The 23219-nt window shown below is 60.0% G+C and carries 21 protein-coding genes; 11 read left to right on the top strand and 10 right to left on the bottom strand.

Annotated elements, in window-relative coordinates; genetic code table 11:
* Window positions 1-133: 133 nt before the first annotated feature.
* On the bottom strand, window positions 134-517 hold the full coding sequence (locus tag NF676_RS16040) for a tautomerase family protein (protein WP_056789204.1): 384 nt from the start codon (window positions 515-517) through the stop codon (window positions 134-136).
* A gap of 248 nt (window positions 518-765) precedes the next feature.
* Between NF676_RS16040 and NF676_RS16035 the strand changes: the two genes are divergently transcribed.
* From NF676_RS16035 to NF676_RS16025, 3 genes are all read left to right on the top strand, one after another.
* Window positions 766-960: an FtsB/FtsL family cell division protein gene (locus NF676_RS16035; RefSeq protein ID WP_056789207.1), complete on the top strand. Its 195-nt coding sequence runs from the start codon at window positions 766-768 to the stop codon at window positions 958-960.
* Window positions 961-1009: 49 nt separating this feature from the next.
* Window positions 1010-1180 carry a hypothetical protein gene (locus tag NF676_RS16030; RefSeq protein WP_163032915.1) on the top strand — a complete coding sequence of 57 codons (171 nt, stop codon included), beginning with the start codon at window positions 1010-1012 and terminating at the stop codon, window positions 1178-1180.
* Between the two features lie 254 nt (window positions 1181-1434).
* Entirely contained in the window at window positions 1435-2715 is a 1281-nt protein-coding gene (locus NF676_RS16025) for an HAAAP family serine/threonine permease (RefSeq protein WP_252886375.1), read from the top strand.
* Between the two features lie 198 nt (window positions 2716-2913).
* On the opposite strand, the gene acnB is transcribed toward NF676_RS16025, so the two are convergent.
* Window positions 2914-5523: a bifunctional aconitate hydratase 2/2-methylisocitrate dehydratase gene (gene acnB, locus NF676_RS16020; RefSeq protein WP_039763151.1), complete on the bottom strand. Its 2610-nt coding sequence runs from the start codon at window positions 5521-5523 to the stop codon at window positions 2914-2916.
* A 467-nt stretch (window positions 5524-5990) separates the two neighbouring features.
* Between acnB and NF676_RS16015 the strand changes: the two genes are divergently transcribed.
* Entirely contained in the window at window positions 5991-6461 is a 471-nt protein-coding gene (locus NF676_RS16015; protein WP_024013275.1) for a DUF1289 domain-containing protein, read from the top strand.
* Between the two features lie 85 nt (window positions 6462-6546).
* Here NF676_RS16015 and NF676_RS16010 read toward each other — a convergent pair whose 3' ends face one another.
* Window positions 6547-7410 (bottom strand): universal stress protein, encoded by an 864-nt coding sequence (locus NF676_RS16010; RefSeq protein WP_041480840.1) that lies wholly within the window; start codon window positions 7408-7410, stop codon window positions 6547-6549.
* A gap of 159 nt (window positions 7411-7569) precedes the next feature.
* Here NF676_RS16010 and NF676_RS16005 point away from each other — a divergent pair, with 159 nt between their 5' ends.
* The 3 genes from NF676_RS16005 to NF676_RS15995 all read left to right on the top strand — a co-directional run bounded on the left by NF676_RS16005 (window position 7570) and on the right by NF676_RS15995 (window position 10435).
* On the top strand, window positions 7570-8178 hold the full coding sequence (locus NF676_RS16005; protein ID WP_056789213.1) for a MiaE family protein: 609 nt from the start codon (window positions 7570-7572) through the stop codon (window positions 8176-8178).
* 262 nt (window positions 8179-8440) lie between these two features.
* The gene (locus NF676_RS16000) at window positions 8441-9148 is read left to right on the top strand and encodes a response regulator (protein WP_252886374.1); all 708 of its coding nucleotides are present in this window, start codon (window positions 8441-8443) and stop codon (window positions 9146-9148) included.
* A complete protein-coding gene (locus tag NF676_RS15995; RefSeq protein WP_095180248.1) occupies window positions 9149-10435 on the top strand; it encodes an ATP-binding protein in 1287 nt (428 codons plus the stop codon).
* A gap of 99 nt (window positions 10436-10534) precedes the next feature.
* On the opposite strand, the gene NF676_RS15990 is transcribed toward NF676_RS15995, so the two are convergent.
* Window positions 10535-11023, bottom strand: coding sequence for a GFA family protein (locus NF676_RS15990; protein ID WP_095180247.1), 489 nt, complete (start codon window positions 11021-11023; stop codon window positions 10535-10537).
* 139 nt (window positions 11024-11162) lie between these two features.
* Here NF676_RS15990 and glsB point away from each other — a divergent pair, with 139 nt between their 5' ends.
* Window positions 11163-12071, top strand: a complete 909-nt coding sequence (gene glsB / locus NF676_RS15985) for a glutaminase B (protein WP_024013269.1) — start codon at window positions 11163-11165, stop codon at window positions 12069-12071.
* 196 nt (window positions 12072-12267) lie between these two features.
* Window positions 12268-13770: an aldehyde dehydrogenase family protein gene (locus tag NF676_RS15980; RefSeq protein ID WP_252886373.1), complete on the top strand. Its 1503-nt coding sequence runs from the start codon at window positions 12268-12270 to the stop codon at window positions 13768-13770.
* A gap of 119 nt (window positions 13771-13889) precedes the next feature.
* On the opposite strand, the gene NF676_RS15975 is transcribed toward NF676_RS15980, so the two are convergent.
* Both NF676_RS15975 and cynS read right to left on the bottom strand, forming a co-directional pair.
* On the bottom strand, window positions 13890-14549 hold the full coding sequence (locus tag NF676_RS15975; RefSeq protein WP_095180245.1) for a carbonic anhydrase: 660 nt from the start codon (window positions 14547-14549) through the stop codon (window positions 13890-13892).
* A gap of 58 nt (window positions 14550-14607) precedes the next feature.
* Complete coding sequence (gene cynS / locus NF676_RS15970; RefSeq protein WP_041480833.1) at window positions 14608-15075, bottom strand: cyanase; 468 nt, start codon at window positions 15073-15075, stop codon at window positions 14608-14610.
* 120 nt (window positions 15076-15195) lie between these two features.
* Here cynS and cynR point away from each other — a divergent pair, with 120 nt between their 5' ends.
* Window positions 15196-16083, top strand: coding sequence for a transcriptional regulator CynR (cynR, locus tag NF676_RS15965; RefSeq protein WP_252886372.1), 888 nt, complete (start codon window positions 15196-15198; stop codon window positions 16081-16083).
* 253 nt (window positions 16084-16336) lie between these two features.
* Here cynR and NF676_RS15960 read toward each other — a convergent pair whose 3' ends face one another.
* On the bottom strand, window positions 16337-16666 hold the full coding sequence (locus tag NF676_RS15960) for a hypothetical protein (RefSeq protein ID WP_252886371.1): 330 nt from the start codon (window positions 16664-16666) through the stop codon (window positions 16337-16339).
* A 542-nt stretch (window positions 16667-17208) separates the two neighbouring features.
* Window positions 17209-19152, bottom strand: coding sequence for a DNA topoisomerase III (locus NF676_RS15955; RefSeq protein ID WP_252886370.1), 1944 nt, complete (start codon window positions 19150-19152; stop codon window positions 17209-17211).
* A gap of 192 nt (window positions 19153-19344) precedes the next feature.
* Here NF676_RS15955 and NF676_RS15950 point away from each other — a divergent pair, with 192 nt between their 5' ends.
* Window positions 19345-19707 carry a DUF427 domain-containing protein gene (locus NF676_RS15950; RefSeq protein ID WP_056789235.1) on the top strand — a complete coding sequence of 121 codons (363 nt, stop codon included), beginning with the start codon at window positions 19345-19347 and terminating at the stop codon, window positions 19705-19707.
* 53 nt (window positions 19708-19760) lie between these two features.
* Here NF676_RS15950 and NF676_RS15945 read toward each other — a convergent pair whose 3' ends face one another.
* Window positions 19761-21383, bottom strand: a complete 1623-nt coding sequence (locus NF676_RS15945) for an MFS transporter (RefSeq protein ID WP_024013261.1) — start codon at window positions 21381-21383, stop codon at window positions 19761-19763.
* A gap of 132 nt (window positions 21384-21515) precedes the next feature.
* Entirely contained in the window at window positions 21516-23177 is a 1662-nt protein-coding gene (locus NF676_RS15940; RefSeq protein ID WP_095180242.1) for a GMC family oxidoreductase, read from the bottom strand.
* Window positions 23178-23219 lie beyond the last annotated feature (42 nt).

Here is a 23219-nt window from a genome sequence, read left to right as displayed (position 1 = left end):
GCGGGTGGGTCGCGAAAGTCGACTCAGAGTGCTGAATCCGCAGCGGCTTGGCAATCGTTGCATTCGCGCAGTGGTGCTTTGATTCTGGACGGGTTCGTGGAACAAGCAAGCACGCAGGCATGGACGCTGCGAATCAGCTGAGGTATTGCGCAATGCCGTTGCCAAACGACCAGTTCTCTTTCTTTACCTCCAGCAGATTGATGAACACATCCTCCAGGCGAATACCCAGTTGCGCATGCAGGCTCTCGGCAATGGTCTTGAACAGCAATTGTTTCTTTTCCACGCTGCGCCCTTCGCTGATGGTGATCTGGATGAACACCACGCCGTCGCTGCGCTCGATGCCGAGGTATTGCGGGTCGTACACGAAGTGCTGGCCGTCGTGCTCGTTGAGAATCTGGAAGTTGTCGTGCTCGGGCACATCGATACAGGTGCGCAGGGCGGCGTAGATCTGTTCGCCGATGCGCCTGGCGAAAGTGGGGTCTGGGTTTTGCTGGATGTCGACGCGGACCAGTGGCATGGGAGGCTCCTTGGGTTATGGCTTCTCTCACGCTAGATCAATGGCGGAGTTCTGGCAGGTAGTTGGTCTGGAATATTGCGGACCACTCGTATGAGGAGGCTTACGTGAATCGCGGATTTTGCCTACGGGGATGGCAGATGCGTCTGCTGGTCAGCGTGAATGGAACAGTTTGATGATAAGGGCATGACGATAGCCGTCGATGTGCATGCAAATGCTGACACCGATCCGCCAGCAGCCAAGGAGGGCAAATGTTCCATAACGATCGCGAAAATCTGGAGCTAGACAGGCTGGAAAACGAATCAAGGAAACTCGTGGCTGAATGGAAAAAGCTTCAGGCTGAAGAGAAAAAGTTATCAAGGGAGACGAAGCTCTATCCAATTGCAGTGTTTGGTGGAGTCTTGACTGCAATCACCGCAGTGGCAGGGTTTTTCTTCAAGTTGTGAGTCTTCATGCTTCACGACCGTCAGGCGCATTATTCAAAGGTTAATCAGTATGAGCACATATGACCGTAAGGCACGACTGGAGCAAATTGAGCGAGAGTTCGCAGAATATGACGAAGCGGTGCGCAATAGAGACAAGCGCGAAAATGGCAAGCTCTGGTTGCTTTTCGGCTTCGGGCTGTACTGCGTTTTATTGGGTTTCATGCTCGGCATATCGCTCTAGGCGCATTCGATGACGCATGGGTGGGTGCAAAACGTATCCGTTTGCGGCATCTGACGTATCCATAAACGACCTTGTTTTTTCCATAAACGACCATCCTTGGATCTGCTCCGCACAACCATTCCTCAGCTAAGTCTTTGCTTGCATTGATTTATCGCGGAGAATCGCGCCCCTGTTTCGGCCGGAGCATGTCTGTCGGTTTTTTCCGACGCGTCCTGACCGAGTGGCAAGTGACCGGAATGCGGAGATCCGACCGGATGAATGATCAGGCCAATAGCCTCGAAAAGCGCTTCGACTCAGCAGCACCCGCTGAACTTTCGAGCTGGAATCGCCAGGACACCACCTGGATGCTGGGACTGTTTGGGACGGCCATTGGCGCCGGCACCCTGTTTTTGCCGATCAACGCAGGATTGGGTGGCTTCTGGCCGCTGGTGATCCTCGCGCTTTTGGCATTCCCGATGACGTTTTACGCGCACCGTGGCCTGACCCGTTTTGTCCTGTCCGGTCGCGAAGGCGCCGATATCACCGAAGTGGTCGAGCAGCATTTCGGTATCAAGGCCGGTGCCTTGATCACGCTGCTGTACTTCTTTGCCATCTTCCCGATCCTGCTGATCTACAGCGTCGGCCTGACCAACACGGTCGCCAGTTTCCTCGAACACCAACTGCACATCACGCCGCCACCGCGCGCATTGCTGTCGTTCGTGCTGATTCTCGGCCTGCTGGCCGTGGTTCGTTGCGGTGAGCAGGCGATCGTCAAGGCCATGAGCCTGATGGTCTATCCGTTCATCGTTGCGCTGCTGTTCCTTGCCGTGTACCTGATTCCGCACTGGAACGGCGGCATCCTCGCCACCGCCTCGCAAGTGCCGGCGCCGTCAGCGCTGCTGCACACGCTGTGGCTGGCGATTACGGTGATGGTGTTCTCGTTCAACCATTCGCCGATTATCTCGGCGTTCGCGATGGATCAGAAGCGTCGTTACGGTGTGCATGCTGACGAGCGCAGCTCGCAGATCCTCGCGCGCGCTCATGCATTGATGGTCATTTTGGTGCTGTTCTTCGTATTCAGTTGCGTGCTGACCCTGTCGCCAGAGCAACTGGCTGAGGCAAAAGAGCAGAATCTGTCGATCCTGTCGTACCTGGCCAACCACTTCAGCAACCCGACCATCGAGTTTGCGGCGCCGTTGATTGCGTTTGTGGCGATCTCCAAGTCGTTCCTCGGTCATTACATCGGGGCCAGCGAAGGCCTCAAGGGCCTGATCGTCAAGAGCGGCAAACGTCCGGGCGCCAAGGCGCTGGATCGCATCGTGGCGGCGTTCATGCTGGTGATCTGCTGGATCGTCGCAACGCTTGATCCGAGCATCCTGGGCATGATCGAAACGGTCGGTGGGCCGGTGATTGCGGCGATTCTGTTCCTGATGCCGATGTACGCGATTCGCAAGGTGCCAGCGATGGCGCGCTATCGCGGGCAGGCGTCGAACGTGTTTGTTACGGCGGTGGGTCTGGTGGCGATTTCGGCGCTGGTTTACAAGCTGGCTGTCTGACCTGTCACTGATGACTGATCGTTCCCACGCTCTGCGTGGGAATGCCTCTTGTGACGCTCTGCGTCACGCTTGGGGACGCAGAGCGTCCGGGGCTGCGTTCCAACGCAGAGCGTGGGAACGATCAGAATGCTTGCCCGGCAGGCATAAAAAAACGCCGCTCATCTCACGATGGGCGGCGTTTTTTATGGCCTTGCAGCGTTAGGCTTGAACGACCGGGATCTTGGCGTTCGCAGCAGCTTCACGGAACTCGGCGATCTGGTCGAAGGACAGGTAGCGGTAGACATCGGCCGCCATGCTGTCGATCTTGCCAGCGTATTCCATGTACTCCTCGACGGTCGGCAGGCGACCCAGGATCGAAGCAACGGACGCCAGCTCGGCCGAGGCCAGGTAGACGTTCGCGCCGTCGCCCAGACGGTTCGGGAAGTTACGGGTCGACGTCGAGACCACGGTGCTGTTCGGCTCAACGCGTGCCTGGTTACCCATGCACAGCGAGCAGCCTGGCATTTCCATGCGAGCGCCAGCCTTGCCGTAGATGCCGTAGTAGCCTTCTTCGGTCAGTTGGTGAGCGTCCATCTTGGTCGGCGGCGACAGCCACAGACGGGTTGGCAGCTGACCCTTGACCTGATCCAGCAGTTTACCGGCAGCGCGGAAGTGACCGATGTTGGTCATGCACGAACCGATGAACACTTCGTCGATCTTCTCGCCAGCAACGCTGGACAACAGACGGGCGTCGTCCGGATCGTTCGGCGCGCAGAGCACAGGCTCGTTGATCTCGGCCAGATCGATTTCGATGACTTCGGCGTATTCGGCGTCGGCATCGGCTTCCATCAGCTCAGGATTGGCGATCCAGGCTTCCATCGCTTGAGCACGACGTTCCAGGGTACGCGCATCGCCGTAGCCTTCGCCGATCATCCAGCGCAGCAGGGTGATGTTGGACTGCAGGTACTCGGTGATCGACTCTTTCGACAGCTTGATGGTGCAACCGGCAGCCGAGCGTTCGGCCGAGGCGTCGGACAGTTCGAACGCCTGCTCCAGGGTCAGACCTTCCAGACCTTCGATTTCCAGGATGCGGCCGGAGAAGGCGTTTTTCTTGCCTTTCTTCTCGACGGTCAGCAGACCGTTCTGGATAGCGAAGTACGGAATGGCATGAACCAGGTCACGCAGGGTGATGCCAGGTTTCATCTTGCCTTTGAAGCGCACCAGGATCGATTCCGGCATGTCCAGCGGCATGACGCCAGTGGCAGCGGCGAACGCGACCAGACCGGAACCGGCCGGGAACGAGATGCCCATCGGGAAACGGGTGTGCGAGTCACCACCGGTACCGACGGTGTCCGGCAGCAGCATGCGGTTCAGCCACGAGTGGATGATGCCGTCGCCCGGACGCAGGGAAACGCCGCCGCGGGTCATGATGAAGTCAGGCAGGGTGTGGTGGGTGGTCACGTCGATCGGCTTTGGATAAGCCGCGGTGTGGCAGAACGACTGCATCACCAGATCAGCGGAGAAGCCCAGGCACGCCAGGTCTTTCAGTTCGTCACGGGTCATGGGACCGGTGGTGTCCTGAGAACCCACGGTGGTCATCTTCGGTTCGCAGTAGGTGCCAGGACGCACGCCCTGGCCTTCTGCCAGACCGCAGGCCTTGCCGACCATTTTCTGCGCCAGGGTGAAACCCTTGGTGCTTTCAGCCGGAGCTTCCGGCTTCTTGAACAGGTCGAACGGCGGCAGACCCAATTCGGCGCGAGCCTTCTCGGTCAGGCCACGGCCGATGATCAGCGGGATACGACCGCCGGCACGGACTTCGTCCAGCAGCACCGGGGTTTTCATTTCGAAAGTGGTGATGACTTCGTCGGTACCGTGCTTGCAGACTTTGCCAGCGTGCGGGTACAGATCGATCACGTCGCCCATGTTCATGTTCGACACGTCGAACTCGATCGGCAGGGCGCCGGCATCTTCCATGGTGTTGTAGAAGATCGGAGCGATCTTGCTGCCGAAGCAGAAACCGCCAGCGCGCTTGTTCGGCACGTACGGGATGTCGTCGCCGAAGAACCACAGCACCGAGTTGGTGGCCGATTTACGCGAGGAACCGGTACCGACCACGTCACCGACGTAGGCGATCGGGAAGCCCTGGCCGCGCATTTCTTCGATCTGCTTCATCGGGCCGGTCTTGCCTTGCTCGTCCGGAACGATGCCGTCACGGGCCATTTTCAGCATGGCCAGGGCGTGCAGCGGGATATCAGGACGCGACCAGGCGTCTGGCGCAGGGGAGAGGTCGTCGGTGTTGGTTTCGCCGGTGACCTTGAATACGCGCAGGCTGATCTTGTCGGCCAGCACCGGGCGCTTCTTGAACCACTCGCCGTCAGCCCAGGATTGCAGCACGGCCTTGGCGTGAACGTTGCCGTTCTTGGCTTTTTCGGCGACGTCGTGGAAGGCGTCGAACATCAGCAGGGTGTGCTTGAGTTCTTCGGCGGCGACTGGCGCCAGCTCGGCGTCGTCCAGCAGTTCAACGAGGGTGACGATGTTGTAGCCGCCCTGCATGGTGCCGAGCAGTTCTACAGCGCGTTTCTTGTCCAGCAGAGGGGAGGTGGCTTCGCCCTTGGCCAGGGCAGACAGGAAACCGGCCTTGACGTAGGCGGCTTCGTCCACTCCAGGCGGTACGCGATTGGTGATCAGGTCAACGAGGAAAGCTTCTTCGCCAGCCGGAGGGTTCTTCAGCAGCTCGATCAGGCCTGCTGTTTGTTCGGCGTTAAGCGGCTGGGGAACGATACCCAGGGCTGCACGCTCTTCGATATGTTTGCGGTAGGCTTCAAGCACAGTTATTACCCTCATCAGTGGTCCCAAATGGGTGTCCGGGACGCTCATCCCGAAATTGCCGTACTCATGCGCCTCACGACGTTGTGGGTCGTTCGGCCAGAATTACCGGCAATTCCTTACAGAAGCTGCTTTCAAAGTTTTACGCCTGCAGAACGGGGAGCTGATGAGGGTTGGCGTTGGGCTTTTCCCCGCTGGAAAAACCCTTCGCCAACACCGCTCTGAAGGAACGACTGTGCTCGTGACGCTTTGAAAACAGCTTCTAACGGACATTGGCGCCTTAAAAGGCTGGCTGATTCTACGGCAAAAAAAATTTAAAGGTAAGTCGCGCTCTATTGGACTTTCGTGGCAATCAGCGTGGCCGGAGCAAACCTGCGACGCCGGCGAGACCTTGCTGTTTGAGGGGTGATCAATGCCCGACAAAGGGCTAACATGCCGGCCTGTTCCGCGTTTCAGTGTTCTGCCCATTTATGCCCAATCAGACCATCAAGACCCCCTGCGTCGGCCTCTGCTCCACCGTTTACGGTGACCTGGTGTGCCGTGGCTGCAAGCGTTTCCATCACGAAGTGATCCATTGGAACGGATACAACGAGGAGGAAAAGCGCGCGGTGTGGCTGCGTCTGGAGCAATTGCTGTCACAAGTGATGGCGAGCAAAGTCGAGATCTTCGATCCGGCGCGCCTGCGCGAGCAGCTCGAACAGCGCAAGATCCGCTTCGTACCGCATCAGTCGGAATATTGCTGGGCCTATCAGCTGATCGCCCGGGGGGCGCGGGTGATCATTAATCTCGAGGCGTACGGGATGGTGTTGCTGCCGGAATTCCGCGACTGGAACCTGCCGGAACTGCGCGATGCCATTGATCGGGAATTCTTCCTGCTGTCGGAAGCGCATTATCAGCGTTACATTGCCCCGGGCTTTCTGAAAGACGCCTTCGGCGCCTGAACAGCAAAAGATCGCAGCCTTCGGCAGCTCCTACATGGGAATGCGTTCTACCTGTAGGAGCTGCCTAAGGCTGCGATCTTTGCTCTTAATGTTTCACGGCCAGTTCCACCAGATGATCCTCAACCTCCTGCGGCTTGAGCACCAGCACATCGCTTTCCAGGGTATCCAGCACCGCTTCCGCCGTATTGCCGATCAACGCGCCTGACAAACCACTGCGCGCCACCGTGCCAATTACCGTTACTGCCGCCTGGAGCTTGTGCGCCATGAACGGGATCAACACATCCGCCGGGCCTTCCTCGATGTGCAGGTGCTCGTCATCGACATCGAACTCCGCCTGAAACGCCCGGCACTGCTCGCGGTATTTGGCTTCTATGGTCGATTTGAGCTGAAACGTCGGGTCTGCCGCCGAGAGCATCGGCGACGGATGCGCGGTGATCACATGCAGATGCGCCTTGGCCAGACTGGCGATGTCGTAGCCGTGATCAATGATGGTGCTGTGCAGATGCCGATGCTCACCATCGGCATTGCCGACATCGACGGCGGCGAGAATCACTTTGTCTTTCCACGAACCGGCGGTTTTGACCAGCAGCACCGGGGTAGGGCAGTGGCGCAGCAGCTTCCAGTCGGCCGGGGTCAGCAGGGCTTTTTTCAGCGAGCTGTCGGGGAAGTGCTGTTTGATCACCAGGCCGCAACCCTCGGCCTGCTGCACATCGATGATGGTTTCGTGCAGGCTCTCGTTCCATGCCTGTTCGGTGGTCACGCTGTACCCTTCGGCTAGCAACGCCGCCTTGAGCACACTGAGCAGGCCGGCGTGGTCATGCTTCTTGTCGCACACCAGAAGATGCAGATGGGCCTGAGTGACACCGGCGATCAGCTTTGCGCGTTTGAGCGCCAGGCTTTCTGCATGTTCAGGTTCGATGACCACCAGAATGCTGCGAATGGCTTGCATGAGCGGAGTCTCCAGCAAAGAAAAGGCACGGCGTTGCACAACTATAGTTGCTACCCGAACGTCTGCGACTTGATGCATATCAACAGCCCCCGCTGGTGGTCTGCGGACAGGCCGGTATAATCGGCGCCCTTCGCTCGAACACCTTTTACCGTGAGCCCCATGATCCTTCCCGAAATCCACGAATTCCTTGGCTGCCGCACCCCCGACGCCTGGGTCCAGGCGGCATTGGCCGACCAGGAAACCCTGCTGATCGACCACAAGAACTGCGAGTTCAAGGCTGCCAGCACGGCGCTGAGCCTGATTGCCAAGTACCACGCCCACGTCGACCTGATCAACATGATGTCGCGCCTGGCCCGGGAAGAACTGGTGCACCACGAGCAGGTCATGCGCATCATGAAACGGCGCAAGATCGAGCTGCGTCAGCTGCACGCCGGCCGTTACGCCTCGGGCCTGCGCAAAGTGGTGCGCAGCCACGAACCGGTGAAACTGGTCGACACACTGGTGGTTGGCGCGTTCATCGAAGCACGCAGTTGCGAACGCTTCGAAGCACTGGTGCCGCATCTGGATGAAGAGCTGGGCAAGTTCTATTTCGGCCTGCTGAAAAGCGAGGCGCGGCACTTTCAGGGTTATCTGAAACTGGCCTATCAGTATGGTGATGCCAAGGATGTCGCGCAGGTGATCGAGCGCGTCCGTGTGGCCGAGCAGGAACTGATCGAGTCGCCGGACGAGGAGTTCCGCTTCCACAGCGGCGTGCCGGTCGCCGCATGATCGGGTAGGAGCTGCCGCAGGCTGCGATCTTTTGATCTTGTTGTTACAAATCGAAAATCAAAATATCGCAGCCTTCGGCAGCTCCTACAGAGGTCCGCAATTCAATCGGACATCATTGTCGGATTGTAAAAAAATCTTAAAAGTATGAAACATCACCGAAAACCGGCCCAAGTGGCCGGTTTTTGCTGTCTGCCGTCATCGCCTGTGCGATGAATGCCAGCATAATATCGGCCCTTCCACGTTTGGCTTGGCAACGATCGTTATGGATAACCTGGGTTTCGGCAAAGTCCTGCTGGTCGAAGACGATGAGCGTCTCGCCGCACTGATCGCACACTTTCTTGAACAACAGGGCTACGAGGTGCGCACGGTGCATCGCGGCGATCTCGCCATGGCTGCATTCCTGGAATTCAAGCCGAAAGTGCTGGTGCTCGACCTGATGTTGCCGGGGCAGAGCGGTTTGCAGGTTTGTCGGGAAATTCGCAGTGTCTCGGACACGCCGATCGTGATCCTCACCGCCAAGGAAGACGATCTCGATCACATCCTCGGTCTGGAGTCCGGCGCTGACGATTACGTGATCAAACCGATCAAACCGCCGGTATTGCTTGCGCGGCTACGGGCGCTGCAACGGCGGCAGACGCCGGACAGCAGCGTGGTGAGTTTTCTTGAGTTCGGGCAATTGAGCATCGACCGCAGTTGCCGTGAAGTGCGCTTGACCGGTGAGCTGATCGAGCTGACCACCATGGAGTTCGAATTGCTCTGGTTGCTCGCCAGCGCGGCAGGCAAGATTCTTTCCCGCGATGACATTCTCAATCGCATGCGCGGCATCGCTTTCGACGGCCTCAATCGCAGCGTCGACGTCTACATCAGCAAGTTGCGCAACAAGCTCAAGGACAACCCTCGCGAGCCGGTGTGCATCAAGACCGTGTGGGGCAAGGGCTATCTGTTCAATCCGTTCGCGTGGGAGCTGTAGATGCTGCGTTTGTTCCTCGGGCTGTTTCTGGTGATGACGGTAGGGCTGGTGCTGGCGTTGCAGACGGTCGAGCACACCTTCAACGCGTTGCTCGACAGCCAGACGCAGGATTACAACCGTGAAGCCGTGCGCGGTCAGGCGTGGTCGCTGGTCGATCATCTGCAAGGCCGCCAAGGGGCCGAGCGTGAACAGAAACTCGATTCATTGCGCGCGCACTATGGTCTGTCGCTGAGTCTGGTCGAGGCCGATCAACTGGCCCTGACACCGCAGGAAAAAGCCGAGCTCGCGCGGAACCTGTTGGTGATCCGCGACGATTACACGCAGTTCATCAGCAACATCGATGGCGGCTCGCAATTGCTCAGCATCAAGCTGCCGCCGGAGCCGAGCCTGATGCCGTTCTACATCACCGCGGCGTACATGATGCTCGCAGTGCTGATCGGCATCGTTCTGTTTTTCTGGGTGCGCCCGCACTGGCGCGATCTGGAAAAGCTGCGGCTGGCGGCCGAGCGTTTCGGCGACAACGATCTGTCGGTGCGCATCCAGTTGTCGCGGCGCTCAAACATCCGCGATCTGGCCGAGCACTTCAATCTGATGGCGGCGCGCATCGAGGGCTTGATCGCCAATCAGCGCGAGCTGACCAATGCGGTGTCGCACGAATTGCGCACACCGATTGCGCGGCTTTCTTTTGAGCTCGATCAGCTCAAACAGCAACCGGACGCGAGCCAGAATCGCGAGCTGATCGCCGACATGTATGCCGACCTCGGTGAGCTGGAGGAGATGGTCTCGGAGCTGCTGACCTACGCCAGCCTTGAACACGGCGCGACAGTGATCAAACGGGAGAATATTCATGCGGCCGACTGGCTCGACAGCGTTGTCGGCAGTGTGGCGCTTGAGGCCGAAGCAGTGGGCGTGCAGTTGACGATCGCGGGTTGCCAGGTCGACACCGTAAGCATCGAGCCGCGCTTCATGGCGCGCGCGGTGATCAACCTTTTACGTAATGCCATTCGCTACGCCGAGCAGCGCGTCGAGGTGTCGCTGCTGCGCAATGGCGATGACTATGAAGTGCGGGTCAGCGATGACGGGCCGGGTGTGCCGCTGGAGGGACGGGAAAAAATCTTCGAACCGTTTTCCCGACTGGATGCCAGCCGTGATCGGCGCACCGGTGGTTTCGGACTGGGCCTGGCGCTGGTGCGGCGGGTGTCGCAGTCCCATGGCGGGCAGGTTGAGGTTGGCGACTCGGTGTGGGGCGGGGCGTTGTTCAGGATGACCTGGGCGCATCTGGACTGATTGATATTGCGTGACCCGGTCCCTTCGCGAGCAGGCTCGCTCCCACAGGGGATCGCATTCCAAATGTGGGAGCGAGCCTGCTCGCGAAGGGCGCGGTGTTCAGCGAGTTACACCGAGTCGCTCATGCCACTGGGCGATCGATTCTTCAGGATATTCATCAAACTGCTGATCCTTCGGCTTCGCCTCCACCTCGACCCACGGCGCTTTCGAGCCAAGCATCAGGTGCGTGTGTTCCGGCGGCACCGGCAGTGGCGTGTCGATCGCCGAGGCGAATGGGTGAATCAGCTCTGGCCACTCCGGGCTGAACAGCCACAGGCCGCTGCCGCACAGCGAGCAGAAGTGGCGTTCGGCGCTGCTGCGATGGGCGCGCTTGTCGCCGTCGGCTTTCATTTTGGCGTGGTAGACGCTGATGTTTTTGCGTCCGCGAACCTTGAGAGTGGTCGCGTCGCCGCCAAGGTTGATCGCATAACCGCCACCGCCCTGGGTCTTGCGGCAGATCGAGCAATAGCAGCGTTGATAGGGATAAGGATGGGCGCTGTCGAGGCTGAACGTGACTTCGCCGCAATGGCAGGAGCCTTCGAGGTGCATGGTGCTCTCCCGTGTCTGAATGGTCCGCTCCAGCCTAGAACATTCTGCCTGATGCTTGCCGGTGTGATGCGACCGGCGGGCGCAGCGTCTAGCCCCAGTGTCCCCGCGATCCCATGGGGCGAGACTTTCGGAACCCGGCATGCAAGCGCTGTTGAACGAGATCCTTGACGCCGTCCGGCCCCTGATCGGGCAGGGCAAAGTTGCTGACTATATTCCCGCCCTCGGCACGGTGCCGGCCAACCAGTTGGGCATCGCCGTGTACAGTAACGACGGCGAAATGTATTGCGCCGGCGACGCTGAAACGCCGTTCTCGGTGCAGAGTATTTCCAAGGTGTTCAGCCTGGTGCAGGCCATCGATCACTCCGGCGAAGCGATCTGGGAACGGCTAGGCCACGAGCCGTCCGGCCAGCCGTTCAATTCGCTGGTGCAACTGGAATTCGAGCGCGGCCGCCCGCGCAATCCGTTCATCAATGCTGGGGCGCTGGTGATCTGCGACATCAACCAGTCGCGCTTCGCCGCGCCGACATTGTCGATGCGCGACTTCGTCCGACGCCTGTCGGGCAACCCGCAGATCATGATCGACGGCAAGGTCGCCGACTCCGAATACCAGCATCGCGCGCGCAATGCCGCGATGGCCTATCTGATGCAGTCTTTCGGCAACTTTCACAACGATGTCGAAGCGGTGTTGCGCAGCTATTTCAGCCATTGCGCACTGCGCATGAATTGCATCGATCTGGCCCGGGCGTTCTGCTTTCTGGCCAATGACGGGTTCTGCAAGCACAGCGGCGAGCAGATCCTGACGCGCCGCCAGACCCAGCAGGTCAATTCGATCATGGCCACCAGCGGTTTGTACGACGAGGCGGGCAATTTCGCCTATCGCGTCGGCCTGCCAGGCAAGAGCGGGGTCGGCGGCGGCATCGTTGCGGTGGTGCCGGGGCAGTTCAGCGTGTGCGTGTGGTCGCCGGAGTTGAACGCCGCCGGCAACTCGCTGGCGGGGATGGCAGCGCTGGAACTGCTGAGCTCGCGGATTGGCTGGTCGGTGTTCTGACCCACCTGAACACCACATGACCCTGTGGGAGCTGGCTTGCCAGCGATGAGGCCCTGTCAGTCACTATAAATTTGCCTGAACCACCGCTATCGCTGGCAAGCCAGCTCCCACAGGTTTCTTTAGTGTTTGAGGAGGTGTATTTCAGCCAGTAATCCGCTACATTTTCCGGCCGCCCTCTGCATGGTGAATCCGCTTCATGTCTCTTGCGCTCGAACGTCTAGTCGCTGGCACGCCGATCCCTTTCGCTGGTAACCGCGTCACCGTGGTCAGCCCCGAACTGGCCGCGCGGTTTCAGCCCGGTGACCATTTGCTGGTCGAGCAGGTCAGTGGCGAGTTGTTGCTGATCCCCGTGGCCGATCAACAGGCCGCCTCGGTGGCAATCGAGCGTGCGGCTGCGGCATTCACCGCGTTGTCGGCGGTGTCCGATGAAGCCATCAGCCAATTCTTCGACCTGTTTGCCCAGCGCCTGGAAAATCCTCAGTGCTGGACGCAGATCGAAGCCGCCAACCGCGCCGACATCGAGCGGGCCAAGGCGCGCGGTCGCTCGACCACACGCTTGCTCGCCGATGAACGCATGCGCCGCGACATGATCGCCGGGCTGCGCGCCTGGCGTGATGCGCCGCCCACGCGTGGCAAAGTGATCAGCAGTGTCGAGCACGACGGCTGGAAGGTTGAGCAAGTCGTCTCGCCGCTGGGCATCGTCGCGTTTGTCTTCGAAGGCCGGCCCAACGTATTTGCCGACGCCGCCGGCGTGTTGCGCACCGGCAACACCGCAGTGCTGCGCATCGGCAGCGATGCGTTGGGCACTGCGCAAGCCATCGTCACTCACGCCTTGAACCCGGCGCTGGCCGAAGCCGGTTTGCCGGTGGGGGCGGTGTCGTTGGTCGAAAGTGTCAATCACGCCGCCGGTTGGGCGATGTTTGCCGATCGGCGTCTGTCGCTGGCGGTGGCGCGCGGCTCGGGCCGTGCGGTCAGTCAGTTGGGCAGCATCGCTCAGCAGGCCGGCACTGCCGTCAGCCTGCACGGCACCGGCGGCGCGTGGCTGATCGCCGACCGTGACGCCGACGCCACACGCTTCGCGGCGGTGGTGCGCAACTCGCTGGACCGCAAGGTCTGCAATACCCTCAACGTCTGCCTGATTCAGCGCGAACGCGCCGATGAGCTGGTGCCGCTGTTCCTCGAAGCTTTGAAATACGCCGGTACTGTGCGCGGCCAAGGCTGCAAATTGCACATTGTCGCGGGCAGTGAAAGTTGCCTGCCAAGCGAATGGCGGAACGCAACGGTCGAGGTTTATCGCGCCGAGGGTTACCAGACCGAAGCGCTGGCCGAATCCTTGCCCGAGTCGGACCTGGGCCGCGAGTGGGAATGGGAAGAAACCCCGGAAGTCAGCCTGATGATTGTCGACGATCTGGATCAGGCGATTGCGCTGTTCAACCGGTACAGCCCGCAATTCACCGTGTCGTTGATCAGCCAGGCGGCGGCGGTTCAGGAACGCTTCTACAACGCGGTGAATGCGCCGTTCGTAGGCAACGGCATCACCCGTTGGGTCGATGGCCAGTACGCGTTGAACAAGCCGGAACTGGGCCTTTCGAACTGGGAGAGCGGGCGCCTGTTTGCGCGCAGTGCGATTCTTTCCGGTGACGGCGTGTTCACCGTGCGCAGCCGAATGACTCAGGTAGATCTCACGGTAAAACGCTGATCTGTTGATCGTTCCCACGCTCTGCGTGGGAATGCAGCCCGTGACGCTCCGCGTCACTGGACGCAGAGCGTCCCTAGAGGCATTCCCACGCAGAGCGTGGGAACGATCACGGTGGGGAGTCAGGCAGCGTGGCTGGCTTGCGCGCTGATCGCGCAAGTCTCAGGCCGCTCGGCCAGCGGCACAAAGGTGCGACGATCGGAAGAGAGTGCGTCGATCGAACCGGTCTCGATGTCGTAAACCCAGCCATGCAGATTCAACCGGCCTTGCTCCTGGGCCAGGCGCACACTCGGGTGGGTCTGAATATTCGCCAGTTGCGCGATCACGTTCTCGCGCACCATCGAACTCAATTTCGCCGCGTCGCTGCCATGCACGCGCGCTTCGTTGACTACCTTCGCCGATTCGGCATGCTGCAGCCAGCCACTGACAGCGGGCAGGTGATCCATGCATTTGCACTGGGCAATTGCGGTCATCGCACCACAATCGGAGTGGCCGCAAATCACGATATCGGTCACCCCCAGCACTGCCACCGCATATTCCACCGTCGCCGACACCCCGCCCGGATGTGGGCTGTAGGAGGGCACGATATTGCCGGCGTTACGGATCACGAACAGTTCGCCGGGCTCTTGCTGGGTCAGCAGCTCAGGCACCACACGGCTGTCGGAACAGGTGATGAACAGCGTGCCGGGTTGCTGAGTCGTGGCCAGATGTTTGAACAGTTCGCTGCGTTGCGGGAAGGCTTCGTTCTGGAATTTCAGGAAGCCGTCGATCAGGGCTTTCATGGACGTGTCCTCGTGACAGGAGTGAGAAGGCCCGCACCCAAGGTGCAGGCCGGGCGTATCAGAACGGGCGCAGCGGCAGGAACTTGCCGTCGAGGGTCACCACGGCGCGGGAGCCGCCTTCCGGGTCTTCGACTTTCTTGATGTCCAGTTTGAAGTTGATCGCACTGATGATGCCGTCACCGAACTGTTCGTGAACCAGAGCTTTCAGCGTGGTGCCGTAGATCTGGATCATTTCATAAAAGCGGTAGATGGTCGGATCGGTCGGCACGCCGCTGAGGCTGCCGCGCAAAGGAATGATCTGCAGAGCGGCGACGTCATCTGCGCTGAGGTCAAGCTTGTCGCCGACCACTTGAGCAGCGTTTTCCGGCAACGGATGCTGGCCGAGCAGGGCGGCGGTGACATAAGCCAGGCTGAGGCCGGTGCCGTCAGCGAGATCCTGCCACGACAGATCTTTTTTCGCCTTGGCGTCGAGAACGCGGGTGGTCAGGGCCAGGCTGTTGTCGTTGTAGGCGTGGGACTGTTGCATGGTGTCACTCCTTTCAGGGGTTGGCTTGCTGTGTGGAAGCAATGTTGCGCCGGTTGATTCATAGCGTCCAAGATCGATATACAATGCTTCGCATAAGTCCTGCCTATAGATGGTGTGTTCATGCTGTTGCGACATTTGCGTTATCTGCTCGCCGTTGCCGATCACGGCGGCTTCACCCGCGCCGCCGAAGCGCTGCATGTATCGCAGCCGACGTTGTCGCAGCAGATCCGGCAGTTGGAAGAAACCCTCGGCGTCAGCCTGTTCGATCGCACCTCCCGCACGGTGAAACCGACCGATGCCGGCGCGGCATACATTGAATGCGCGCGGCGCGTGCTGGTGGAGCTGGAGGCCGGGCAGCGCGCCTTGCACGATGTGAAGGATTTGTCGCGCGGCACCCTGCGCCTGGCGATGACGCCGACGTTCATGGCGTATCTGGTCGGGCCGTTGGTGCGTGATTACAGGGCACGGTTTCCCGGGATTCATCTGGAAATATTCGAACTGTCGATGGACGACATCGAGGCAGGGCTGGCGGATGATTCGCTGGATGTCGCGATCGCGTTTACGCCGGTGCGCAATGCCGATATCGAATGCTTACCGGCGTTTACCGAGACGCTGGGGATCATGGTCGGGCCTGGGCATCCGCTCTATGGCAGCCCTTCGGTGTTGACGCCGGCGGAATTGGCATCACTGGATTTCGCCTTGCTGGCGCCGGGCTTCATTACGCGGTTGTCGGTGGATGAGTATTTCCGTGAGCACGGGATTACGCCGCAGGTGCGGATTGAAGTGAATTCGGTGAGTACGTTGCTGGAAGTGGTGCGGCATGCGCCGCTGGCGACCATGCTGCCCGAGGCGATTGCCAGCGAAGACCGCGCGTTGCGCCGCTTGCGTGTTGAAGGGGAGGCGCCGCAGCGGGGAGCGGCGTTGTTGCGGCGCAGGAATAATTATCACAGCGCGGCGGCGTTGGCGTTTGTGGAACTGGTGCTCGGCATGAAAAGCCCCTCACCCTAACCCTCTCCCAGCGGGAGAGGGGACTGACCGAGGTGTTTGGTCAAGTCACGCCGACCTGAACGAGCTTCGTTGACTCATAATCGCCACGGTCATTCAGGTCTACGGTTGAGCTGAGGCAACTCGGTCGGCTCCCTCTCCCTCGGGAGAGGGCTGGGGTGAGGGGCGACGGGGGCACTCACGCCGCATAACTCAAAAGAACAACAAAGGGCCTGCTCCCAATCGGAAGCAGGCCCTTAGTCAAATAATCTACAACTCAATAAAACCGATCAATCACCCGAACTTCATTTTTGTTCTGCATCGAATCCCACGCCTGTTTCAGCGTCTGCAGCACGTTCTCAATGAAGTCCTTGTCGGCCGCAGCCTTCTTGCCGACATAACCGTGGCCGCGGCGGTACATCTTCAGGCGGGCCAGCAGGTTCTGGTGATTGCGGTCGAATTCTTCTTCGCCAGCGTGGGGCGACAGGCAGTCAATGTGTACCTGCCCCGACTTGCTGATCCAGAGAATATGGCTGTCGTGGCTGTCTTTCTGCGCCGCGAACATACGCGCCAGTTCTTCGATGGTGGGTTGATTGTTCAGATTCATTGTTATGCCCCTTGACCAGTCTGGTGATCTTTCAAAGTTGATTCGCTAATACAGGTAGCCCATCGGTTAGTTGATCCCTGGCACCGAAACCAGGACGTCAGCGTTCGCCCGTGTGAAGTACGGGGTCGTGCATCTGTTGCATGTAGTCGTGTTGAATAACTGCTACGCAATAGCGTCACAACGAGGAGAAGCAGCGAAAACCGGGAGGCTCCTTGACGACAATCCAGTGTCGGCCACAAGCGTCTTGAGAATTTTCGCCAGCGCTTCTCGTCCTTGTACTGGACGTTCAGGCCAGGTCAGCTTCTTCAATCTGCCTTGTGGGCAGCGTGTATCCGGAAAAAACAACTCGGCGGTCAGACGAGTTTGCTCAAGCGTGTTACCAGTGTTCCCGATCGGGGAACGTCTTCATCATGCAAAAGCAAAACGACGCCGTCAACGGTTTTGTAGTGATTATTTTCAAGCACTACATATTGTCGGACAAAGCTGTTTTGGAATGAGAAAAGATCCGTTTCAACAACGTCGAGAAGGGAACGGCGAGGGATTCAGCGAGTCGTCGGACGCGCCGTGCGTTTGCGCGTACCGGCGGTTTTGCTGGCAGTCGACTTGCGCTTTTTTTTCCACGGCGCTGCGGCTTTGCCGGCAGGCGGCGGGCCGCTGATGGTCAGGCTGAGGGCGGAGCAGCGGGTGACCTGCTTGCTCATCCACGCGGCCTGTTTGGTCACGAATTCTTCCAGACTCATCTCGCCGCTCTGCACCATGTCCAGGGCCTGTTCCCAGATCGCCGTGGTGCCAGGGTCGGCGATCGCGCGAGGCACTGCGTCGATCAGGCTGAACGCGGCAGGTGTCGCCGCCAGCGCCTTGCCGTTCTTGACCAGATAACCGCGATCCAGCAGCCCTTGGATGATCGATGCACGGGTAGCTTCGGTGCCGATGCCGGTGGTGTCCTTGAGTTTCTGTTTGAGCAGCGGATCCTCGACCAGTTTGGCGACGTTTTTCATCGCCTTGATCAGATCGCCTTCGGTGTAGGGTTTTGGTGGCTGCGTCCACAGATGCTTGAGATTCACTTTCGACACAGCGCATTCGACGCCCTGGCTGAGGGTCGGCAAGGTTTGCGGTGCTGGTGCTTCGCGGCCCCTGGCCGGTGCCAGTGCTTCGGGCAATGCGCGCTTCCAGCCCGCTTCGATGATCTGCTTGCCCACCGCGCGCAGGGCCTGCCCGTTGCAATCGAAATCGGCCTGGGTGCGATCGTATTCGTGATTGGGCAGGAACTGCGCCAGGTAGCGCGCGCGAATCAGCGTGTACACCGCGCGATGTTTGCCGGTCAGACGTTCAAGATTCTTCGCGGCGATGGTGGGAATGATGCCGTGGTGAGCGCTGACCTTGGCGTCATTCCACGCCCGCGAGCGCCGTTGCGGTTCGAGATAACCCTGCAAGGCTTCAAGGCTCGGATCGGCCTGGCGCAACGCTGTGAGGATCGATGGCGCCTCACTGTGTTGGCTCAAGGGCAGAAAGCCGCAATCACTGCGCGGATAGGTGATGACTTTGTAGGTTTCGTAAAGGGCCTGGGCGATGTCGAGGGTTTCCTGCGCGCCAAGGCCAAGCTTTTTCGAGCAGACTTCCTGCAAGGTGCCAAGATCGAAGGGCAGCGGCGCCACTTCGCGCATGCGCTCGGTCTTCAGCTTGATCACCCGTGCGCTGTCAGCACTGCTGATCGCCGCCGCCGCTTGTTGCGCCAACGGCTGATTAAGGCAGCGATCCTGATCATCACAAATGTCCGACGGCGCGCGCCATTGCGCGGTAAACGCCGTTCCGTTGTGCAGCAAATCCACGTCGATTGCCCAGAACGGTACGGGGACGAAATCGGCGATGCTGCGGTCGCGGTCGACCACCAGTCGCAGGGTGGGCGTTTGTACTCGTCCTACCGGCAACACGCCCTGATAACCCGACTGACGGCCCAGCAAGGTGAACAGTCGGCTCATGTTCATGCCGATCAACCAGTCCGCCCGCGAACGGCCCAGCGCCGAGTGATACAGGCTGAACGTCTCTGCGCCCGGTTTCAGCGCTGCCAGCGCCTTGCGAATCGATGCCTCGTCCAGTGCCGACAGCCACAAGCGGCGGATCGGCCCGCGATAGCGGCAGTGCTCGACCAGTTCCCGGGCGATCATCTCGCCCTCACGGTCGGCATCGGTGGCGATGATCAGTTCGCTGGCATCGCCGAGCAGGCGCTTTACCGCTTTGTACTGGCTGGCAGTGCGCGGCTTGACGGTCATTTTCCACTTGTCCGGAATGATCGGCAGATCGGCCAGCACCCAGCGTTTGTAGCGCGCGTCGTAGGCGTCCGGCGGCGCGGTTTCAAGCAAATGGCCGATGCACCAGGTCACTGTGACGTCCGTCCCCAACCAGCAGCCGTCGCCGCGACGCTTGGCGCCGAGTACGGCCGCAATGTCTTTGGCCTGGGAAGGTTTTTCACAGAGGTACAGCCGCATAGCTACCATCGCTGGTTGGTGTGTGGAGAGGGCACAGGATGGCGGGAGTTCGCGGCGGGAGCAACTTTTATCTGTATGGATATACAGATAAAAGCGTTGCAGGAGGTTTAGCCGTTCGGCCGTAATCCAGTCGAGCTGCGCAACCATCAGCTATACCTGAACCGGTCTCTTCGCTGTGCTCAGGAGAACCTCATGAAAAGCCCCAGTCCCGTGATCAGCCTGGAACAACTTGCCGGCTGCCTGCTGGTGAAGTTCCACGGCATCCAGGTCGCCGCGTCCTCTCACGCGATGATCCTCAACGAAGCCAACTATCCGCCGGTGTACTACATCCCGCGCGAAGACATCGACGAAAAATACTTCGCCCGCACCGACCACACCAGCTATTGCCCGTACAAGGGCGACGCCAATTACTTCAGCCTGCAAGTGCCGGGGCATGAGGGCGCCAATGCGGTGTGGACTTACGAAAAACCCAAGATCTCGGTTGAACCGATCCGCAACTATGTGGCGTTTTATCCGGACCAGGTGAAATTCGAAGTGATCAAAGCGGACGCCTGAAGCAAAAAATGGCGAGAGAATCGCTTCCCTCGCCATTGTTGTCAGCGGGTTTTTCAGTTTTTATCGAGATCGATATTCTTCGTCTCACGCAGACAGATCATCCCCACCACCAGGCTCACCCCGGTGATCAGCACCGGATACCACAGCCCGTAGAAAATATCCCCGGTGTACACCACCAGCGCAAACGACACGGTGGGCAGGAAGCCGCCGAACCAGCCGTTGCCGATGTGATAGGGCAGCGACATCGAGGTGTAGCGAATGCGGGTCGGGAACAGTTCGACCATCAACGCGGCCAGCGGGCCGTAGCACATGGCCGAGATGATGATCAGCGCGACGATCAGGGCAACGATCATCGGTTTGTTGATCTGCTGCATATCGGCTTGTTGCGGGTAGCCGGCGAGGGTGATCGCGCCGCGCAGTGCCGCCTCATCGAAACCATCCAGCTTCACGTCGCCGACACTCACTTGCACGGCGCTGCCCGCAGGTGCAGCGACGCTGGAGTAGGGCAGGCCTTGCTTGACCAGGAAGGTCTTGACCTTGTCGCACGGGCTGTCGAATTTGGCCTTGCCCACCGGATCGAACTGGAAGGTGCAAGTGGCGGGATCGGCGAGGACGGTGATCGGTGCCTGACGGCTGGCCTGATCGATCGCCGGGTTGGCGTAGTGGGCCAGGGATTTGAAGATCGGGAAGTACAGCGCGGTGGCCAGCAGCAGGCCGAGCATCAGCACCGGTTTGCGCCCGACCTTGTCCGAGAGCCAGCCGAAAAAGATGAAGAATGGCGCGCCGATCACCACGCTGATGATCAACAGGCTGTTGGCCACCGCCGGGTCCATTTTCAGGAACTGGGTGAGGAAGAACAGCACATAGAACTGCGCAGCGTAAAAGGTCACCGCTTGCCCGGCGTTGATGCTGAACAGGGCGATCAGCACGACTTTGAGATTTTCCCATTTGCCGAAGGATTCGCGGATCGGCGCCTTCGAGGTTTTGCCTTCTTCCTTCATTTTCAGGTAGGCCGGCGACTCGTGCAGGCTCAGGCGAATCCAGGTGGAAATACCCAGCAGGACGATCGACAGCAGGAACGGAATGCGCCAGCCCCAGACTTCAAACTGGTCGCCGGTGAAGTAGCGGCAACCGAGCACTACCAGCAGCGAGAGCAACAGGCCGAGGGTCGCGGTGGATTGAATCCAGCTGGTGTGAAAGCCGCGTTTGCCGATAGGCGCATGTTCGGCCACGTAGGTCGCCGCACCGCCGTATTCGCCACCGAGCGCCAGGCCCTGAAGCATGCGCAGCACCACCAGAATGATCGGCGCGGCGATGCCGATGCTGGCGTAGGTCGGCAGCAGGCCGACGCAGAACGTCGCCACGCCCATCAGAATGATCGTCGCCAGAAAGGTGTATTTGCGCCCGATCATGTCACCCAGGCGGCCGAACACCAACGCGCCGAACGGCCGTACGATGAAGCCGGCGGCGAACGCCATGAGCGCGAAGATGAACGCCGTGGTGTCATTGACCCCGGCAAAAAACTGCTTGCTGATCACCGCCGCGAGGGCGCCGTAGAGGAAGAAGTCATACCACTCGAACACCGTCCCGAGTGATGAAGCGAAGATGACTTTCTGCGTGGCGTTGCTGGTCTCGGCGCTGCCCGCAGCGTCCAGCGGCTGAACGTGTTCTGACATATCGGTATCCCTCACAGTGATTGTTTTTGTTGTTCCACTGGTGTTGCGTGTCCGGTAATGCGCGATGCCTGAGTCTGGTGATGATTGCTGTGGGAGCGAGCCTGCTCGCGAAAGCTTTTTGTCAGTTAACTCCTAGGCTGAGTGAGCTACCGCATTCGCGAGCAGGCTCGCTCCCACAGGGGAGATATCTGCAGATCTGGACAAAATCAGTTGTGCCGCCTTCTCGGCAATCATCAGCGTAGGCGAACAGGTGTTGCCCGAGGTGATGCGCGGCATGATCGACGCATCGGCAACGCGCAGACCCGGCACGCCATGCACGCGCAATTGCGCATCGACCACCGCGTCACCGTCATTGCCCATGCGGCAAGTGCCGACCGGATGGAAAATCGTCGTGCCGATTTTCGCCGCCGCTTCATGCAATTGTTCTTCGCTTTGCAAGCTGTCGCCGGGCAGGTATTCGACCGGTTTGAACGCTTGCAGGGCAGGGGCGCTGACGATGCGCCGGGTCAGGCGAATGGCATCGGCGGCGACGCGCAGATCTTCTGGATGGCTGAGGTAATTGGGCTGGATCAGCGGCGCTGCTTGCGGATCGGCCGAGCGAATCTCGATGCGTCCACGGCTCTGTGGGCGCAGGTCGCACACCGAGGCGGTGAACGCCGGGAAGCTGTGCAGCGGCTCGCCAAAGCGCTCCAGCGACAGCGGTTGCACGTGATATTGCAGGTTCGCCGAGGTTTGCTCGGGACCGGAGCGGGCGAATGCGCCCAACTGACTCGGCGCCATCGACAGCGGCCCGCTGCGGTCATACAGATAGCGCAGGCCCATGCCCATCTTGCCCCACACGCTGCCGGCGATCTGGTTCAGGGTGCGGGCGTTTTCCAGCTTGTAGATCAGGCGCAGTTGCAGGTGATCCTGCAGGTTGCCGCCGACCCCCGGCAGCTCATGAATCACGCCTATCCCTACGCGTTCGAGCAGCGGCCGCGGACCGATGCCGGAGCGCTGCAGAATGCTCGGCGAGCCGACTGAACCGGCGCACAAAACAATCTCCTTGCGCGCCTTGAACTGTTTGATCTGACCTTCATGCTGCGCGCTGACTTTCGCCGCGCGGCCGTTCTCCAGCAACACACGATCAACCTCGACGCCGGTCAGCACGGTCAGGTTCGCCCGGCTGCGCAGCGGTTTCAAAAAGGCCTTGGCCGCGTTCCAGCGCACCCCGGCTTTCTGGTTGACCTGAAAGTAACCGCAGCCTTCGTTGTCGCCCTGGTTGAAGTCATTGATGCTGGCGATGCCGCTCTGCTCGGCGGCGCTGCGAAAGGCATCCAGAATCGGCCACGACAGGCGCTGCTGTTCGACCCGCCATTCACCCTGATCGCCATGAAATTCAGCGCCGCCGGCAAAGTGGTTTTCGCTCTGTTTGAACAGCGGCAGCACATCCTTCCAGGCCCAGCCCGGATTGCCTGCGGCCGCCCAGCCGTCATAGTCGCCGGCCTGGCCGCGCATGTAGATCATGCCGTTGATCGACGAACAGCCGCCCAGCACCTTGCCGCGCGGATAACTCAGCGCGCGGCCATTGAGGCCCGGTTGTTGTTCGGTTTTGAAGCACCAGTCGGTGCGCGGATTACCGATGCAGAACAGGTAACCCACAGGAATGTGAATCCAGGCGTAGTTGTCGCGTCCGCCGGCTTCGAGCAGCAACACCCGTTGCTGTGGATCCGCTGAGAGCCGGTTGGCCAGCAAGCAACCGGCGGGGCCGGCGCCGACCACGATGTAGTCGAATTCATCCAGGGACGTCTGCATGCCCTGACCTCGCTTTTTGTTTTTATTGTCGGACACTCTAGT

It is taken from the genome of Pseudomonas siliginis (assembly GCF_024072275.1).
Classification (GTDB): Bacteria; Pseudomonadota; Gammaproteobacteria; order Pseudomonadales; family Pseudomonadaceae; genus Aquipseudomonas; species Aquipseudomonas siliginis.
Note: the sequence above shows the minus strand (reverse complement) of the source record. Positions and strands in the feature narration are given on the sequence as shown.

Coding starts and splice junctions, on each gene's coding strand:
- cynR (WP_252886372.1), top strand. CDS start 15,196: ATGCTGTTGCGACATTTGCGTTATCTGCTCGCCGTTGCCGATCACGGC.
- NF676_RS16030 (WP_163032915.1), top strand. CDS start 1,010: ATGAGCACATATGACCGTAAGGCACGACTGGAGCAAATTGAGCGAGAG.
- NF676_RS16005 (WP_056789213.1), top strand. CDS start 7,570: ATGATCCTTCCCGAAATCCACGAATTCCTTGGCTGCCGCACCCCCGAC.
- NF676_RS16025 (WP_252886375.1), top strand. CDS start 1,435: ATGAATGATCAGGCCAATAGCCTCGAAAAGCGCTTCGACTCAGCAGCA.
- cynS (WP_041480833.1), bottom strand. CDS start 15,075: ATGCAACAGTCCCACGCCTACAACGACAACAGCCTGGCCCTGACCACC.
- NF676_RS15990 (WP_095180247.1), bottom strand. CDS start 11,023: ATGCACCTCGAAGGCTCCTGCCATTGCGGCGAAGTCACGTTCAGCCTC.
- NF676_RS15975 (WP_095180245.1), bottom strand. CDS start 14,549: ATGAAAGCCCTGATCGACGGCTTCCTGAAATTCCAGAACGAAGCCTTC.
- NF676_RS15945 (WP_024013261.1), bottom strand. CDS start 21,383: ATGTCAGAACACGTTCAGCCGCTGGACGCTGCGGGCAGCGCCGAGACC.
- NF676_RS15980 (WP_252886373.1), top strand. CDS start 12,268: ATGTCTCTTGCGCTCGAACGTCTAGTCGCTGGCACGCCGATCCCTTTC.
- NF676_RS15960 (WP_252886371.1), bottom strand. CDS start 16,666: ATGAATCTGAACAATCAACCCACCATCGAAGAACTGGCGCGTATGTTC.
- NF676_RS15995 (WP_095180248.1), top strand. CDS start 9,149: ATGCTGCGTTTGTTCCTCGGGCTGTTTCTGGTGATGACGGTAGGGCTG.
- glsB (WP_024013269.1), top strand. CDS start 11,163: ATGCAAGCGCTGTTGAACGAGATCCTTGACGCCGTCCGGCCCCTGATC.
- NF676_RS16040 (WP_056789204.1), bottom strand. CDS start 517: ATGCCACTGGTCCGCGTCGACATCCAGCAAAACCCAGACCCCACTTTC.
- NF676_RS16000 (WP_252886374.1), top strand. CDS start 8,441: ATGGATAACCTGGGTTTCGGCAAAGTCCTGCTGGTCGAAGACGATGAG.
- NF676_RS16035 (WP_056789207.1), top strand. CDS start 766: ATGTTCCATAACGATCGCGAAAATCTGGAGCTAGACAGGCTGGAAAAC.
- NF676_RS15950 (WP_056789235.1), top strand. CDS start 19,345: ATGAAAAGCCCCAGTCCCGTGATCAGCCTGGAACAACTTGCCGGCTGC.
- NF676_RS15940 (WP_095180242.1), bottom strand. CDS start 23,177: ATGCAGACGTCCCTGGATGAATTCGACTACATCGTGGTCGGCGCCGGC.
- NF676_RS15955 (WP_252886370.1), bottom strand. CDS start 19,152: ATGCGGCTGTACCTCTGTGAAAAACCTTCCCAGGCCAAAGACATTGCG.
- NF676_RS16015 (WP_024013275.1), top strand. CDS start 5,991: ATGCCCAATCAGACCATCAAGACCCCCTGCGTCGGCCTCTGCTCCACC.
- NF676_RS16010 (WP_041480840.1), bottom strand. CDS start 7,410: ATGCAAGCCATTCGCAGCATTCTGGTGGTCATCGAACCTGAACATGCA.